The sequence below is a fragment of the Sphingopyxis sp. GC21 genome, assembly GCF_025727575.1.
In the GTDB taxonomy this organism is placed as follows: domain Bacteria; phylum Pseudomonadota; class Alphaproteobacteria; order Sphingomonadales; family Sphingomonadaceae; genus Sphingopyxis; species Sphingopyxis terrae_A.
The window spans coordinates 1387743-1405012 of the sequence record NZ_CP095845.1; the positions used below are offsets into that span (position 1 = coordinate 1387743).

Here is a 17270-nt window from a genome sequence, read left to right on the forward strand (position 1 = left end):
GGCTGGCCAGCCTATCCCCGCCTGTAATCTGTGGCCTCATGTGACAGCTTGCCAGCCGCACTCAAAAACCATCCTCATATTCCCCCGGACCGCTGATCGGACAGCCCTAGCGCAGCATAGTCCGGTTTCAGCTTGTCAATTCCGGTGCCCCTTCCATACTGCTTGGGCAACGAATTGGGGAGCAATCACCTTGAAGAAATTTGAGAGGCTAGTGTTTGTTTTGGTGATTGGAGTGGTGGCGCTTTTGGCACTGCCATTTGCAATCTCTCGGCTCATTCCTGACTTCTTTGCGTCCAAGGATGTGCCCGAGGAAGGGCAATCGAGCGACGTTGATTTTCCAGTTGTTATCCGCATCAAAGGGGGCATGCTTGAGGTTGCTTCGGTAACTGGCACTCGGCATTTTCCAAAATCGACCGATCCTGAAATATTAGGACAGGCAATGCCATATTGCCGCGAAAAGGCGAGTTGGGCTGCTCCTTACAAAATTACATATCGCTTGAAGTTGGGGGAACGTTGGCCCCTTCGCTATCACAACGGCACATTGATTGCGCGCGTCCCCGATCTTGATCCTTCGCTTCCAGTCGCATTCGACTCTGCGAAGCTGCGGAAAGGAGCCGAGGAAAGCTGTTGGTTCATCCCCAATCAAGGCACCGGCGATCGGGCGCTGAAGTCGATCAGCCCTGAATTGGAAAAGCTGGCCAAAAGTCAGAAAACGAAGAGCTTCGCTCGCGAAAGCGCGCGAAAGACCGTCACGGAATTTTTGCGCACCTGGGCGTTCAATCAGAACGCATACGGCGACCTTCCTCCCGATACGAAGATCAAGGTGATTTTCCCCGGAGAATAGGCGGCAGGCAGGATCACTCGCTGGGCAAACCAGTGCGGTGAAACTCTATCCGGCCTCCGCCTTTCTGATCGGCGTCACCTTGGCACCAGCCGCGCCGTCGCTGGCGCAATAGGTGGCCCAATCGTCCATCAGCCGCCGTCGCTTGTCGAACAGGTCGCCGCGCCGATAGGCCCGCTCAACCTTGTTTTCGATAGTGTGAGCCAGCGCCATTTCGGCAACCTCATGGGCATAGCCGGTGCATTCGGCTGCCCAATCGCGGAAACCGGAACGGAAGCCATGCACGGTTGCGTCAACCTTCATGCGGCGCATGAGCATCCCCATAGCCATGCCGGACAGCTTGCCGCCCTTCGCACCGGGGAACAGATATTCGCTGCCAAGCGGCTGGAGGTTTTCGAGGATGGCAACCGCGCGCGTGGACAGCGGCACGCGATGCTCTTTCGCGGCTTTCATGCGGTCGGCTGGGATCGTCCAGATTGCCTTGGTCAAATCGACCTCTGCCCAAGTCGCGCCAATCACTTCGCCAGAGCGCGCAGCCGTGAGGATCGTAAATTCCAGCGCCAGCGCCGCCACCGCCTCCCGCTTGTGCAGCGCGCGGACGAATGCCGGGATTTGCTCATAGGCAATGGCCTTGTGATGGCCGCGCGATAGTCGGGTGCGAGCGGGCAGGATTTGCGCAAGGTGTCCGCGCCAGCGCGCCGGATTTTCCCCTTGCCGATAGCCGCGCGCCTTGGCGCTATCGAGCACGGTTTCAATGCGCCCGCGAAGCCGCGCCGCCGTCTCAGCCTTGGCGCGCCAGATCGGTTCGATGATTTTGAGCACATGTGCGGTTTCAATCTCGGCAACCGGCAAATCCCCGATCACCGGATAGACATAGCTGTCGAGCGTGTTGCGCCATTGCTGGCGATGCTTGGGGTTGCGCCAGCTTTCCTCGTTCGCGGCGATATAGGCGGTTGCCACGTCCCTGAATGTGGTTGAGGCCACCTTGGCAGCTTGAGCCGCTGCAAGTGCCTGAGCGGCCTCCCTGTCCCGTTCCTCCAGCGGATCAATGCCCGCCTTCACCTTGAGGCGAAGCGCCGCCGCTTCGTCGCGCGCATCGGCAAGCGACATTCCGCCCTGTCCAGCCGCGCCAAGTCCAACGTCGCGTGACTTGCCGCTGAGCATGAAGCGATAGACCCATGAGCGCGCGCCGGTCGGCTTCACCAGCAAATGCAGCCCGCCACCATCGGCATGGCGTCCCGGCTTGGCATTCTTCACCGCAAGAGGAGTTAGCACGTTGTGCAGCTTCTTTGGCATTTCGGCTCCCTGTGAAGAATCGAACCTGCCAGTGCCCTGCCACCTTGGCGGAAATAGCAGCCGTTCCCATAATGGTTCCCCGATAATAGCGCGGTTTTATGGGAACGCAACGGGACACATACGGACGACTAATCTGCCAACGTTTGGGCGAAACCTCGATGTTATGTGGTTTTCTGGAACACGTCTGAACGAATCCGGTATATAGTTCGGGGGACACCCTGTCCGCCATCGCCGCACACGGCTAACGCGCGTCGTGAAATATGATGCCGATTGTGAAGCGCTCGCCCCCGCGAATTTCGCTGACGCCGTGGCGCATTTTGACGCGGTAGGTGCCGCGTGTTCCGGTTCGCGGTGCTTCGTTGACCGCGAACACGACCGCGTCACCCATCCGCAGCGGCACGACATGTGCGCGCGACTGCATTCTCGGGCGCTGTTCGGTCAGGACGAATTCGCCGCCGTCGAAATCGACTTCCGGCTCGGACAGCAGGACCGCCACCTGAAACGGAAAATGGAGGTCGCCGTAAAGATCCTGATGGAGGCAATTATAGTCGCCGGCGCGGTACCGTAGCAGCAGCGGCGTCGGCCGAACCTGACCCGACGCGTGGCAAAGGCGTGTGAAGGCGGACAGATCGGCTGGAAAGGAAGCGCTCGCTCCCAAACGCGCCGCCCATCGGTTCGCAAGCGGCGCCAGGCTTTCATACAGGCGCTGCCGCAACCGTTCGACGACAGCGGGCAAGGGATAAGCAAAGTAGCGATATTCGCCGCGGCCAAAACCATGACGCTGCATCGTCACCGTGCTGCGAAAGCGCTCGTCGGCGTCGAACATCGCGCAAAGATCGGCGCAATCGGAGGGGGTGAGCAGCTTCGGAAGCCGGTGCCACCCCTGCCCCTCCAGGTCGGCATCAAACTGCGGCGTCCGTATTTCCGGCTCGGCGGTCATTGGCATTCTTCCCCTTCGTCGTGCGGCGAGACGCGGCGAATAGCGGGACCGTGCGTCCGATCCGTTCCGTTTCTTGCGGCCAAAAGCCGGCGCGCGACTTTTTTCCAAGGTCGCGCGCGGCGCGCTCCGTCTTGTGTTCGGTTCCGGGCCATCGACCCGGGGGGACATCAAAAGAGGAACTTCATGCGCAAGACCCTGCTGGCATCGACCTGCCTGGCGACGATCATCGCCATGCCCGCATACGCCGAAACGAGCATCACCACCGCGACGACAACGCCGGTCAGCACCTCGACCGTCAAATCGGGCGCAGCCGACGATATCAAGATCGGCTCTGCAGGCTCGATCAAGCCGACGAGCAGCACGGCGGTCACGATCGACAGCAACAACAAGGTCACGAACGACGGCACGATCCAGATCACCAATTCGGACAGCGCGCGCGGCATTTTTGCCAATGCGGGCGTGACCGGCACGATCACCAATTCGGCGACCGGCAAGATCATCATCGACGAAAGCTATACCCCCACCGACATCGACAATGACGGCGATCTCGACGGGCCCTTTGCGGTCGGATCGAACCGCGTCGGCATCGCAACCGGCGGCGCCTTTACCGGCAATATCGTCAACAGCGGCGAAGTGACGGTCGAGGGCAATGATTCGGCGGGCATCCGGCTTGGCGGACCGCTCACCGGCAATTTCACGACCGACGGCAAGGTATCGGTCATCGGCGACCGCGCACTCGGCGTCGGACTGCAGGATGTCACCGGCAATGTCCGCCTCGCCGGCACGATTGCCGCGCAGGGCGTGGATGCAGTCGCCGCGCGGCTTTCGGGCAACATCAACGGCGCGCTTGTCGTGCAGGGCACGCTCACCGCCACCGGCTATCGCTACACGGCGGCGCCATCCGACCCGGCGAAGCTCGACGCCGACGATCTGCTGATCGGCGGCCCGGCGCTGTCGATCGAAGGCGATGTCAGCGGCGGCATCGTCCTGGCTGTCCCGCCCAAGGACACGAACGCTGCCGACAAGGATGAGGACAAGGACGGCATCGACGACGACAAGGAAGGATCGGCGGTCGTCCGCTCCTTCGGTTCGGCCCCCGCGATGCGGATCGGCTCGGCGGACCGCGACATCGCGATCGGTGCCGTTGCCGGAACGGGAACCGGCTTCGGCCTGATCATCGACGGTTCGGTGCAGGGAAACGGCCTTTATGCGGGCAAGGACGCGACGGCGATCCAACTCGGCGGCATGGGGCATAATGTTACCATCGCCGGCGGCGTGGGTATCAGCGGCAGCGTTCAAGCCACGTCGAAGGATGCGTCGGCAACCGCGATCCGCGCCGGTGCGGGAACGATCACGCCGGAAATCCGCAACGCGGGCAAGATCGAGGCGACGGGCGGCAGCAGCGCGACCTCGTCGATCACCGGCATCCTGGTGGAAGCGGGCGCCGACGTGGCGCTGATCCGTAACAGCGGGTCGATCTCGGCCAAGGCCGGCGGCGATGCCGCGACCGCGCGCGCGATCGTCGATCTGTCGGGCAATGTCGACATGGTCGAGAACAGCGGCGCGATCAGCGCCAGCGGCGCGCTCGCGTCGTCGGATCGCAATGTCGCGATCGACCTGTCGGCCAACGGCGGCGGTGCGACCGTCAAGCAGACGGCGGTTGCATCGGGTGTCACCGCGCCGTCGATTACGGGCGACGTCCGCTTCGGTACCGGCAACGATATCTTCGACATCGCCGACGGTTCGGTGAAGGGGAACAGCTATTTCGGCGCCGGCGACAACCGCCTCGCGCTGTCTGGCGACGCCACCTATGCCGGCAATGCGCGCTTCGGCAGCGGCAATGACACGATGGCGCTGACGGGAACGTCGGTGTTTACCGGCAATGCCGACTTCGGCGGCGGCACGGACATCTTGTCGATCGGCGGCACCGCCCGCTTTGCGGGGCAACTCGCCAATGCGCAGGGTCTTGCGGTGTCGGTCGACGGCGGCACCTTCGACATTGCCAGCGCGGCCACCATCTCGTCGCTCGCGGTGACCAACAAGGGCATCGTCGCGGTCACGCTCGACAGCGGCAGCACCGGCACGGCGTTGCAGGTGACCGGCACGGCCAGCTTTGCCGCCGATTCCAAGCTGGCGCTGAAGCTGTCGAGCATCGAGGATGCCGAGGGTGACCACGTCGTCCTGACGGCAGGAACGCTGACCGGCGCGGACAATCTGACGGCCACATCGACGCTCGTGCCCTTCCTCTACAAGGGCACGCTGACCTCGACGGCGAACGAGCTGCGCGTCAACATCGCGCGAAAGAGCACGAGCGAGCTTGGCCTCAACCGGTCGCAGGCGTCGGCGTTCAACGCGGTCGTCGATGCGCTTTCGGCCGACCAGGTGGTCGAAGGCGTCTTCCTCGACATCGTCGATGGCGACCAGTTCCGCAATCAGCTCAACCAGATGCTGCCCGAACATGAAGGCGGCGTCTTCGAAACCGTCACCTCGGGCTCGCGCGCGCTCGCACGCTATCTGCAAGACCCCAACGCGCCGTTCCAGGACGAGGGCAAATGGGGCTATTGGGTCAACCAGGCCGTATGGGGCACGTCGAAGAGCATCGGCGATACCGCGGGTTATGATGTCAGCGGCTGGGGCATTTCGCTCGGCGCCGAGATCAAGAGCGGCATCGGCAATTTCGGTGCGTCGGCGGCCTTCCTCAGCGGTAAGGACGGCAACAGCAGCAACGACAGCGAGGTCACCTCGACCCAGTGGGAAGGCGCGCTCTACTGGCGCCTGAATTCGAACGACTGGCTGGCCCATGCGCGCGTTTCCGGCGCTCCGATCCGGCTCAAGGGCACACGCGTGTTCAGCGCCGAAGCCGGTGCCGAGGATATTCGCGAAACGATGCGCGGCAAATGGGATGCGACGCTGTGGTCGGCATCGGGCTCGATCGCGCGCGACGCGCAGCTTGGCGGGATCAGCTTCCGGCCCACGCTCGCGGTGGATTATTTCAAGCTCAAGGAAGACGGCTATGCCGAAACCGGCGGCGGTGACGCGCTCGATCTGACCGTCGCCGGCCGCAGCAGCGACGAATTGTCGGTCAGCGGCACCGTCGCGCTTGGGCTCGAGTTCGGGGGCGCCGACGAATATGACGGCTGGACACGCTTCGAAATCGAAGGTGGCCGCCGCCAGATCGTCAGCGGGTCGCTGGGTGCGACGGTCGCGTCGTTCAAGGACGGCACGCCGTTTACCCTGGTCCCCGATGATCGCACGAGCGGCTGGGTCGGCCGCATCCGCGGCATCGTCGGCAATTCGGCCTTTCAGGCCGGCGCCGAAGTGTCCGCGGAAGAACAGCAAAGCCATATCGGCTGGGCGTTCCGTGCAAGCCTGCGCGTCGGCCTCTAAGCCCCCCATCGGGGCCGGTCGCAGCCGCAAGGGGGAGGCACTCCCTACCCCCGCCTCCCCCTTGCAAAGGCCGACAGAATGACAACCCCCGGAACCATGCCGATGCGCGCGTTCGCACTGGTACCGGTGCGTGGCCGCGCTCGACCGCGGTTGCAAGCCTCCTCGCTGCCGCTATATGGCGGCATCAGCGGGGGGGCGTATGGTGCCGGTCGGGCGGGCCGGGATCGAAAAGGAATGGCGTTCCGAAACAAGTTCAGAATGACCGAGGCAAATGACCGATCCGACGCGGCCCACGGCATCGAGGGCGTCCTGCTCGCCAACCGCGACCGGATCATCCGGTTTCTGACGGTTCGCGGCGCGGGCGATGCTGCCGAAGATCTGTTTCAGGATTTGTGGATGCGCCTGACCGAACGCCACAGCGGCCCTGTAGCCGACCCGCTCTCTTATGTCATGCGCGCGGCCAATAATCTGATGCTTGACCGCTATCGTTCGGTGCGTCAGAGCCAGTTGCGTGACAAGGCGTGGGGCGAAGCGAGCGCGGCGCAGAAACCCGGCGCCGAGGCGGTGCTTATCTCGCGCGAGCAATTGGCAATGACCGAGCGCGCCATCGCTGGGACCGGCGATCGCCCGGCACAGGTCTTTCGTCGATTCCGCTTCGACGGGGTATTGCAACGCGATATCGCCGCCGAAATGGGCATCAGCATAAGTACGGTGGAGGCCGATCTCCGCAAGGTCTACGCCGCGCTCGCTGCCGTCAGGAGGCAATTCGATGCCGGCTGACCATGTGACCGCGAGCGAAGCCCAGGCGATCGACTGGATCGTCCGCCAACGTGCGCCCGACTTTGCCGATTGGGACGGCTTTGCCGACTGGCTTGCCGAGGACCCAGGACATGCCGAAATCTACGACGCGTTGGCGAGCCTCGACCTCGATCTCGATGCGTTGCCCCCCGCTGCGCCGTCGGTATCCCCGGCGAATGATCCGGCTGAACTCGATCGGGGCATGCCGCGTCGCTGGTGGCTTGGCGGAGCGGTCGCCGCGGCGATCGTCGGGGTCGTCGCCCTCCCCTCGCTCGACCTGTCGGGCGGCCGGAACGTGATCCAGACCGCCGCGGGTGAGCATCGCACGATCACCCTTGCCGACGGCTCGCGGATCGAGATCAACGGCGGCTCGACCCTGCGGCTCGACAAGGACCATCCGCGCTTTGCCCGGCTGGAAAGCGGCGAAGCGATGTTCCATGTCGTGCACCGCACCGACAGCCCTTTCGTCGTCGAAACGGGCGGAACGCAGATCATCGATCTCGGGACGGCCTTCAATGTGGTGCGCGCCGGCAATCGGACCGCGGTCGCGGTTTCGGAGGGCGTCGTGCTCTATTCCCCCGATCGCAGCAAGCTGCGCCTGGTGGCTGGGCAAGCGATCGACGCGCGCGACGGCGATACGCAGCCGCCACGCATACGGCGCGTCGGTACGGCCACGGTCGGTGGATGGCGGAGCGGCCTGCTGGTCTATGACGGCGCGGCGCTTCAGACCGTCGCCGACGATCTGAAGCGGACGGCTGGGATATCCGTGCAGATCGATCCCTCGGCGTCGCGCTTGTCGTTCCGCGGTACCCTCGTCGTCGACAAGGCGAGCGATCGCACCGTGGCCGACCTTGCGGCGCTGTCGGGCGCCAAAGCCGAGCGGCGCGGCGATGGCTGGGTGGTCAGCCGCTGACGATGCACGCGCGCCTGTCTCTTGCGCTGGGACTCGCGACTATCATCCTGCCCGCGCAGGCGATGGCGGCTGAAGAACGCGCGTTCGACGTGCCGCGCGCCAGTCTTTCGACCTCGCTTCCGTTGCTCAGCCGTCAGGGCGGTGTCAGCATCAGCGTCAGCGACCCGGCGCTGTGGCGGACGCGGATGCGCCCGGTGCGCGGGCGGATGTCGGTCGACGAAGCGATCCGGCAGATGCTCGACGGCACCGGCGTGCGCGCAGTGCGGGTCAGCGCCACAAGCTGGCGAATCGAGAAGCAGGTCGCCCCGCGCTCCGTACGTCGCCCGCCCCCGCCTGCGGTGCCTGCGGCAGCGCCGCCGCCCGAAGCGCCGCCGTATGAATTCATCGTGACCGCGACAAAGGCCGACCTGCCCTATTCCAGTTTTGCGGGCGTCGTCACCCGGATGGATGGCGACGATCTGGCATTCGGCGGCGAGCGCGGTACGGAATCCATCCTGTCGCGAATGGCCACCGTGTCGTCGACCCATTTGGGCTCGGGCCGCAACAAGCTGTTCATCCGCGGAATCGCCGATTCCAGCTTCACGGGGCCGACACAGGCAACCGTCGGGCAATATTTCGGCGACATTCGGCTGAGCTACAACGCCCCCGACCCCGACCTGCGCCTCTATGACATCGACAGCGTCGAGGTGCTCGAAGGGCCGCAAGGCACCCTCTACGGCGCGGGATCGCTTGGCGGCATCATCCGCGTCGTGCCGCGCGCACCCGACGCGCGAGAGGCGAGCGTACAGGCGATCGCCGGTCTGACCGCAACCCAGCATGGCGAACCGGGCGGCGACATCGGCGCCATCGCCAATGTCCCGATCGGCGACAGCGGCAGCGCACTGCGCCTTGTCGGCTATATGATCACCGATGGCGGCTATATCGACAATTCGCTGCTCGGCCAGAATGACGTCAATCGCGTCACGGTGCGCGGCGGCCGCGGGACATTGCGCCTTGTCCCGGCGGCCGACTGGACCGTCGATATCGGCGGCGTCTATCAATCGACGACCGCCGACGATGCCCAGTATGCCGACAAGGATGCACCGCCGCTGACGCGCAATTCGCTCGTCGAGCAGAATGCGCGCGGCCGTTACGGGATGGGCACGCTCGTCGTTACGCGCGACTGGGACAATCTGCGCCTGCAATCCTCGAACGCCTATATCGATCACCGGCTTTACGAGCGCTTCGACGCCACCCCCGCGGGCGGCGACCCGCGCGTTCTGGACCAGTTCAACGATACGCGCATGTGGGCGAGCGAGACGCGATTGTCGCGCCCCTATAGCGATGGTTGGGGTTGGGTGGTCGGCGCGAGCATCGTCGACAATGAAACGCAGCAGCGCCGCGAATTCGGCGGCATCCAGATGCGGTCGGCACTGACCGGCGTCACCAACCGCGTTACCGAATATACCGGCTATGGCGAGCTGACGGCCGAACTTTTGCCCGATGTGATTGCTACGGCGGGGCTGCGTTACTCGCACGCACGCTTGGGCGGAAGCGGCGAAGACGTCGCCCTCGCTCTGGCGCTCGCAGCGTCGGGCAAGGCGATCACCGCGCATCGCAACGAAAGCGACCTTCTTCCTTCCTTCGCCATTCTCGCGCGGCCGCTATCGAACCTGACGCTTTATGCGCGGTATCAGGAGGGGTTTCGGCCCGGCGGCCTTGCCGTCGACGGCAATTTCGTCCGCCGTTATCGCAACGACCGGGTTCATACGTGGGAAGGCGGCATAAGGCTCGGCGAGCGCGGCCGCACCCCGTTCGATGCCAATATTTCGGTATCGCACACGCGCTGGTTCAACATTCAGGCCGACTTCATCGACGGCAACGGCTTTCCGACGACCGCCAACATCGGCGATGGGCGTATCACCAGCATCTCGGGTTCGCTCGCCGTCCGCGTGACGCCCACTCTCTCCTTCGATCTGGGCGCGGTCTATAACCATAGCCGCGTCGATGATCTGGCTCCCCAAATCGCGCTGGTTGCCGATTTTGCGCCGGGCCGGCTGGGGCGGATCCCCAATGTCGCAAGCCATGCGGTGCGCGGAGCGATCACCTATGCGGCGCCCGTCGGCGACGACGAGGAAATCCGGATCAACGGCTGGGCCAACTATATCGGACCGTCGCGGCTCGGGATCGGGCCGGTGCTTGGCGAGGGCCAGGGCGATTATGTCGATACCGGCCTTGCGATGCGGCTCGGCAACGGGCGGCGCGGCCTGTCGGTGACGCTGACCAATCTGCTCGATTTAAAAGGGAATCGGTTCGCGCTCGGAACGCCCTTCGTCGAGGGGAGCCCCGGCTATCTGACGCCGCTGCGGCCGCGGACGCTGCGGGTCGCCGTCGACATCGCTTATTGAGCGCGATGCCGACGGCACACCCTCATTCGGCGAGGGTCAGTTGCTCGAACCTGTCGAGGTGATAGTCAGCGCTGCCGAACTGCCCCTCGATCATCGTCGCACGCTTGAAATAATGGCCGATCGCCAGTTCCTGCGTGATGCCGATGCCGCCGTGCGTCTGGATCGCATTCTGGCCGACGAATTTCGCGCCGCGGCTCACCTTCGACTTGCACGCAGAAACAGCCGCCTTGCGCGCATCGGCCGCGAGGTCGAGCTTCAGCGTGCCCATGATCGTCATCGACCGCGCCTGTTCGACTTCCATGAACATGTCTACCATGCGGTGCTGCAGCACCTGGAACTTGGCGATCGGAACGCCGAACTGCTTGCGTTGCTGGGTATATTCCAGCGTGCCTTCGTGCAGCTTCTGCATCACGCCGGTCGCCTCGGCACAGACCGCGACGGTCGCTTCATCGACGATCTGTTCGATCAGCGGCAGCGCGGCGCCTTCGCCGCCGAGCAGCGCATCGCCCGGGACCGCGACATTTTCGAAATAGATTTCCGATGCGCGGTTGCCATCGACGGTGGGATAATCGCGGCGCACGATGCCGGGAAGATTGGCGTCGATCAGGAACAGCGACACGCCATCCTGGTCGCGCTGGCCGCCGCCGGTCCGCGCCGTGACGAGCAGATGGGTCGCCCAAGGTGCGGCATAGACGACGCCCTTGTGACCGTTCAGGACATAGCCCGCTCCATCCTTCTTCGCAGTCGTGCGTAGATTGGCGAGATCATAGCGCCCCTGCGGTTCGGCGTATGCAAAGGCAACGATGGCGTTGCCGCCGATGATTTCGGGGATCATCGCATCGGCCTGCGCGCCGCCAACGGCCTTCAACGCGCCGCCCGCGATCACGACGGTCGGCAGATAGGGCTCGATCCCGATGACCTTGCCCAGTTCCTCCATGACGATCGCATTTTCCAGCGCCCCGCCGCCAAGGCCGCCCTGTTCTTCCGAAAAGGCAGCGCCAAGCATTCCGAGTTCCTGCGCCAGCGCCGTCCAGATCGCCGGATCGCGCCCGCTGTCCGAATTGATGAACTTCTGACGCGTCTCGAAATCATAGGTGTCCGAGAGGAAGCGCGACAGCGTGTCGCGGATCATGTCCTGCGTTTCGGTATAGGTGAAATCCATTGTCGTTATCCTCGATTTCATCGTCATCCCGGCGAAAGCCGGAATCTCACCGCCGCATCATGGCAACAGGTCGAGATCCCGGCCTCCACCGGGATGACGTTGATTATGTGATCAGAGTCCCAGAACCATCTTCGCGATGATGTTGCGCTGGATCTCGTTCGACCCGCCATAGATCGTGGTCTTGCGCATGTTGAAATAGGTCGGCGCGGCGCGGTGTGCATAGTCGGGACCGATCGGGTGCTCGTTATCGCCTTCCCCGAAGCCGCGGAAATAGGGCGCCCCGTAATGGCCGACCGCTTCCAGCGTCAGTTCGGTGAGCCGCTGCTGGATTTCGGACCCCTTGATCTTGAGCAGGCTCGATTCCGGTCCCGGTCCCTTGCCGGCATTGGCGCCGGCCAGACTGCGCAGTTCGGTGAATTCAAGCGCGGTCAGGTCGATCTCCAGTTCCGCGACCTTGCGCTTGAAGAAGGGGTTCTGAAGCAGCGCCTTGTCGCCGTCGAGTTCGGTGCGCGCGATCGCCTTGACGCGTTCGACGCCGCGCTTCGACGAGGCGACACCGGCGATGCCCGTGCGTTCGTGCGCGAGGAGGAATTTGGCGCAGGTCCAGCCTTTGTTCTCCTCATAGACGCGCTGCTCGACCGGCACGCGCACGTCTTCGAGGAAGACTTCGTTGACCTCATGCTCGCCGCCGAGCGTGATGATCGGACGCACGGTGATGCCGGGCGACTTCATGTCGATCAGCAGGAAGGAAATGCCCTCCTGCTGCTTGGCGTCCTTGTCGGTGCGAACTAGGAAAAAGCCCCAGTCGGCATGCTGCGCCATCGTCGTCCAGGTCTTCTGGCCGTTGACGACATATTCATCGCCGTCCCGCACCGCGACGGTACGCAGCGAGGCAAGGTCCGATCCCGAACCGGGCTCCGAATAGCCCTGGCACCACCAATCCTCGCCCGACAGGATGCGCGGCAGGAAGCGCGCTTTCTGTTCGGGGGTTCCGAAGGTGTAGATGACCGGGCCGACCATCGACAGGCCGAATGGCATCAGGCGGATACAATCGGCGCGCGCGGTTTCTTCCGAAAAGATGAAACGCTGCGTCGGGGTCCAGCCGGTGCCGCCATATTCGACCGGCCAGGCCGGCGCGACCCAGCCCTTTTTGTAGAGAATCTTGTGCCACGCAAGGAAGTCTTCCTTGGTCAGTTCATCCCCTTCGTCCTGCTTGCCGCGCAGCTCGGCGGGGTAATTTTCGGCGATGAAGTCGCGCACTTCCTTCTGGAAAGCGAGATCTTCGGGGCTGAACTCCATGTCCATTTTCTGATTCTCCCTTGGGCTATGGCGCCCTTATAGAAAGCGCTCACGTTTACGTAAAGGTAAGTTGCGCGACGAAACGCAGTCGTCCGGAGACTGCGCCGAACATCGGCCCTTGTCCAGACGCCCGCGTCGTCGCATGAAAGGAGCGGACCAAGGGGCGGGAGAGGAAAATGCGGAAATCTTTGCGGCTGCTCGTCGCGCTTGCGGTGCTGATCGCGCTGTGCGGCGGCGCGGCAATGCTGTTCCAGCAACAGATCGGCATGTGGGTGTTCAAGCGCGGCGTCGAGCGCGGCGTCGGCCGCGACCATCTCGCCGGTCTGCCCGACGGTCTGCATGTGGCGCTGTGCGGCACCGGATCGCCGCTCCCCAACCGCGATCGTGCTGGCGCCTGTACGGTGGTGATTGCCGGCAAGGCGATGTTCGTTGTCGATGCCGGCGAAGGCGGCGCGCGCAACATCTCGCTGATGGGGCTGCCCAATGGCCAGATCAAGGCGCTGTTCCTGACCCATTATCATTCGGATCATATCGACGGCATGGGTCCGATGATGCTGCTGCGCTGGACGGGCAGCGGCAACAAGGCGCCCCTGCCCGTCTACGGCCCGACGGGACTCGATCAGGTGATCGGCGGCTTCGACGCGGCCTATGCGCTCGACAATGGCTATCGCACAGCGCACCACGGGCCGGTCGTGACCCCGCCCGCCGCGGCGGGTGCGACGGCCCTCCCCTTCGCGACGCCCACCGAACCGGTCGTCGTTTATGAAGCGGACGGCCTCCGCGTGACCGCCTTCCCGGTCGATCATCGCCCGGTGCAACCCGCGGTCGGCTATCGCTTCGATTACAAGGGGCGCAGCGTCGTGCTGAGCGGCGATACGGCGCCATCGAAAATGGTAGAACGGGTTGCCAAGGGCGTCGATCTTCTGGTGCACGAAGCGCTGCAACCCGAAATGGTCAAACTGATCGCTGCGCAGCTCAAGGCGTCGGGCCGACCGCAGACCGGGCAGATCATGGACGACATCCTCGATTATCACGCCAGCCCCGCGCAAGCGGCGGACAGTGCGAAGGTCGCCGGGGTGCGAATGCTCGTCCTCAGCCACATCGTCCCGCCCTATCCGTCGCGCTACCTTGACGCCGCGTTTCTAGGTGATGCGAAGCGGCGCTATCCGGGGCCGATCGTCGTCGGCGAAGATGGCGACTTTTACTCGCTTCCCGCGGGCAGCACCGCGATCACGCGGGGGAACTGGTTCTAGCAAATCGGGGACGGGAGTCGGAATGGCGGAGAGCGACCGGTTGCGGACGATGCCAGATGGCCGCGCCTATCGCCTCCGCTGGTGATACATCACGATAACCAATTGTAGCTTGCCGTCATCTGTCCAGCCGTATCGATCTACCATGTTCTGCGGCTGCGGGAGCTCGTTAAGAAAGTGGGCCACAACTTCAAAAGAGCATTCCGGCGCGGCGATGTAATAGTCGCACCGCACATTATTCACAGACACTAAAACGGGCTTCTGCGACGGGAAAATCGATCGCATTGACCTTGCCGATCGACAAGGTTGCGGGGGCCGTCTTGATCCCCAGTGTTACCGCGTCGCTGCCGTGGTGGCAGTCGATGTCCGAAATGCGCGCTTCGGCCGATCCCAATTCGGTATAGACCGGGATATCGATTGCGGCGAGCGGCGTGTTGACGCTCGCCGCCAGCTTGAGCCTGACCTGCGCAGTGCGCACGATGACGTCCTGCTTTTCGGTCACCGCGATCAGCGGCGAGTTGGCCGGCGGCTCGCCGATCATCAACGCCACATCGATCCCCGAACCCCCGGGAATGGTGACGCCGGTCGCAAGATCGAGCTGGCGATTGGCGTTGGCGAGCAACAGCATCGTTCGCACCATGCTGAGCGCGTTGACCTTCACCGGATTGGCTGGGTCGATCCGGATGCTCGATGCGCGCGGGCCGAGGTCGATTGCGCGCGACGGCAGGAGGCTACGCGGCAGTGCCGCATCGGCGAGCGTGCCGATCGCTTTTGCCGCCTGCCCGTCGCTTGCCTTGGCGAGCGCGCCCAGCACTTGTGGTAAGGTCGCCTGGGTATCGAGCGTCTGGCCAAAGGTCAGCACGTCGGCATCGAGTTCGGTGCGCAGCGCGTCGGAAAAAGCGAGCAGATCGATGTCGGCATCGGCCAGCGCCTTATAGTCCATTAGGTTCAGATTGACCTGACTCCCCGTGAGCGCCGACAGCAGCGCATTGCGCAGACCGCCGTGCACCGCGGCGACGCGCGAGCCGAGCGAGAACGCGGCATAGCCCTGCCGCGCGGCGGTGGCGCTGGCATATATGACGCTATGGTCGCGTCCGGTCAGAAAGCGCCCGAAGAACAGCGGACGCTCGCGGGTGAGCACGACATGGATTGCGTTGGGAGTGTAGCCGCCGCGGGCGAAGCGCTGTTCGGCGGCTATGCCGGGATCGGCGGTATAGGTTCCGGCTTGGAAGGCCGATATGGTGATCGCGCAATTGCAGTTGGCGGCGATGATCCGGTCGGCCGCCGCCCGTTCGTTGCCGGGGCGTCCCGCCGCCGCCAGCGCGGCGGCATCGGCGATGCCCTGAAGCTTGCGGCGGTCGAGATAGAGCGATCCGAAGTCGACCGCCAGCGCCGCCGAGCCGATCAGCATCGTCATCGCCAGCGCCGATGCGATGCTGATCCCGCCGCGCGTATCGCGCGCCAGCTTTGCGAGGATGCGCCGGCGCATCGTCAATCAGCCGGCAGTTCGAAGGTCGCGCGGGCGCTGATCACATGGCCGGGCGCCGGAACGAAGGAGGAGCGGAGGAAATGGTCGGCGGGAACGGTGTAGGTCAACGCGACGGTCACCGCCTCGCTTGTCTCACTGACCGCTATCGTGCGGTTGGCGGGGCTGTAATCGCCGATGCTCGCCATGCTGCGATCAACCGCGCGGATCGCCACCGCCCGGCGATCGGCGGCGTCGAGGCCGACAATCGCGGCGCGCGCGCCATCGTTCGCAGCTTGCTGCACATTATGTGCGAGGAGGAAATATTGCCCGTAGATCAGGATGCCGATGAGCAGCGTCAGAAACAGCGGCAGCACCAGCGCCATTTCGACGATCGCCGCCGCCCGCTCGTTGCGGGCCAGACGCAGAACCTCGCGAATGACCGTCGGGCGGCGGGCGATGTTTTGGGGGGGTATGGACCTGTCATGCGGCCAACATGACCGCTGCGCGTCAAGCATCGCTCAAAGGCGGCGTGTGGGAATTTTGCGCAATTTACCGAATATGGGCGCAGCGGTCGGCGGCGAAATGCACGGCACGCGGGCAGAAGTTAACGATCCCCCGCGCGCCCCGCATGCAAAATGCGCAAAATTATCCGTTCGCTGCCTGCAGCTTGTCCTCAGTGCGGAGGTTGAAATCCGACGCATCGTGGCGTTCGCGCAGCTGGGACGCGGGGTCGCCCATCACCCGATTGACCATGCGCCCGCGCTTGACGGCAGGGCGCGCCGCAAGCTGATCGGTCCAGCGCTGGACATTCTTGTAGTCCTGCACCTGCAGGAACTCGCCGGCGTCATAGATCAACCCCTTGGCAAGCGCGCCGTACCAGGGCCAGATCGCCATATCGGCAATGCTGTAATCGCTGCCGGCGATATATTCATTGTCGGCCAGACGGCGGTCGAGCACATCCATCTGGCGCTTCACTTCCATCGCATAGCGGTTGATCGGATATTCCTGCTTGAAGGGCGCATAGGCATAGAAGTGGCCGAAGCCGCCGCCGAGAAAGGGCGCGCTTCCCATCTGCCACATCAGCCAGGACAGCGTTTCGGCGCGCTGCGCGGGATCGGTCGGCAGGAAAGCTCCGAACTTTTCGGCGAGATGGATCAGGATCGCGCCCGATTCGAACACCCGGATCGGCGTGTCGCCGCTGCGATCGACGAGCGCCGGGATCTTGCTGTTCGGATTGGCGTCGACGAAACCGCTCGAAAACTGGTCGCCCTCGCCGATGTTGATCAGCCACGCATCATATTCGGCGCCCGAATGACCCGCCGCAAGCAATTCCTCCAGCATGACGGTCACCTTCACCCCATTGGGCGTACCCAGCGAATAGAGCTGGAGCGGATGCTTGCCGACTGGCAAATCCTTGTCGTGGGTTGGGCCAGCGATCGGGCGGTTGATGTTGGCGAAACGTCCGCCGCTTTCCTTGTCCCAGCTCCACACTTTCGGCGGCACATAGTCATTCTGGTCGGCCATCGGAC

General features: G+C 64.0%; 13 protein-coding genes. 6 read left to right on the plus strand and 7 right to left on the minus strand.

What is annotated here, in order from left to right; translation table 11 throughout:
• Positions 1-190 precede the first annotated feature (190 nt).
• Positions 191-844 (plus strand): hypothetical protein, encoded by a 654-nt coding sequence (locus MU856_RS06635; protein WP_212597060.1) that lies wholly within the window; start codon positions 191-193, stop codon positions 842-844.
• A 45-nt stretch (positions 845-889) separates the two neighbouring features.
• On the opposite strand, the gene MU856_RS06640 is transcribed toward MU856_RS06635, so the two are convergent.
• Positions 890-2137: a tyrosine-type recombinase/integrase gene (locus MU856_RS06640; protein WP_263588636.1), complete on the minus strand. Its 1248-nt coding sequence runs from the start codon at positions 2135-2137 to the stop codon at positions 890-892.
• 241 nt (positions 2138-2378) lie between these two features.
• Positions 2379-3077, minus strand: a complete 699-nt coding sequence (locus MU856_RS06645; protein WP_062903206.1) for a 2OG-Fe(II) oxygenase — start codon at positions 3075-3077, stop codon at positions 2379-2381.
• 183 nt (positions 3078-3260) lie between these two features.
• Here MU856_RS06645 and MU856_RS06650 point away from each other — a divergent pair, with 183 nt between their 5' ends.
• The 4 genes from MU856_RS06650 (at position 3261) to MU856_RS06665 (ending at position 10562) form a co-directional block, all read left to right on the plus strand.
• Positions 3261-6464, plus strand: a complete 3204-nt coding sequence (locus MU856_RS06650; RefSeq protein WP_263588637.1) for an autotransporter domain-containing protein — start codon at positions 3261-3263, stop codon at positions 6462-6464.
• A gap of 96 nt (positions 6465-6560) precedes the next feature.
• Complete coding sequence (locus MU856_RS06655; RefSeq protein WP_318153201.1) at positions 6561-7244, plus strand: sigma-70 family RNA polymerase sigma factor; 684 nt, start codon at positions 6561-6563, stop codon at positions 7242-7244.
• Positions 7234-8175 (plus strand): FecR family protein, encoded by a 942-nt coding sequence (locus MU856_RS06660; RefSeq protein WP_062902452.1) that lies wholly within the window; start codon positions 7234-7236, stop codon positions 8173-8175. Before MU856_RS06655 ends, MU856_RS06660 begins: the two co-directional genes overlap by 11 nt.
• A gap of 2 nt (positions 8176-8177) precedes the next feature.
• Entirely contained in the window at positions 8178-10562 is a 2385-nt protein-coding gene (locus MU856_RS06665; protein ID WP_062902453.1) for a TonB-dependent receptor domain-containing protein, read from the plus strand.
• A gap of 22 nt (positions 10563-10584) precedes the next feature.
• On the opposite strand, the gene MU856_RS06670 is transcribed toward MU856_RS06665, so the two are convergent.
• Both MU856_RS06670 and MU856_RS06675 read right to left on the minus strand, forming a co-directional pair.
• Positions 10585-11724: an acyl-CoA dehydrogenase family protein gene (locus tag MU856_RS06670; protein WP_058811631.1), complete on the minus strand. Its 1140-nt coding sequence runs from the start codon at positions 11722-11724 to the stop codon at positions 10585-10587.
• A gap of 111 nt (positions 11725-11835) precedes the next feature.
• Positions 11836-13029 (minus strand): acyl-CoA dehydrogenase family protein, encoded by a 1194-nt coding sequence (locus MU856_RS06675; RefSeq protein ID WP_003051642.1) that lies wholly within the window; start codon positions 13027-13029, stop codon positions 11836-11838.
• Positions 13030-13199: 170 nt separating this feature from the next.
• Here MU856_RS06675 and MU856_RS06680 point away from each other — a divergent pair, with 170 nt between their 5' ends.
• Positions 13200-14276: an MBL fold metallo-hydrolase gene (locus MU856_RS06680; protein ID WP_263588638.1), complete on the plus strand. Its 1077-nt coding sequence runs from the start codon at positions 13200-13202 to the stop codon at positions 14274-14276.
• Between the two features lie 232 nt (positions 14277-14508).
• On the opposite strand, the gene MU856_RS06685 is transcribed toward MU856_RS06680, so the two are convergent.
• The 3 genes from MU856_RS06685 to yghU form a co-directional block, all read right to left on the minus strand.
• Positions 14509-15762, minus strand: a complete 1254-nt coding sequence (locus MU856_RS06685; protein ID WP_263588639.1) for a TadG family pilus assembly protein — start codon at positions 15760-15762, stop codon at positions 14509-14511.
• Between the two features lie 2 nt (positions 15763-15764).
• Complete coding sequence (locus tag MU856_RS06690; protein ID WP_082819954.1) at positions 15765-16124, minus strand: TadE/TadG family type IV pilus assembly protein; 360 nt, start codon at positions 16122-16124, stop codon at positions 15765-15767.
• Between the two features lie 262 nt (positions 16125-16386).
• Entirely contained in the window at positions 16387-17265 is an 879-nt protein-coding gene (yghU, locus tag MU856_RS06695; protein WP_263588640.1) for a glutathione-dependent disulfide-bond oxidoreductase, read from the minus strand.
• Positions 17266-17270: the final 5 nt, after the last annotated feature.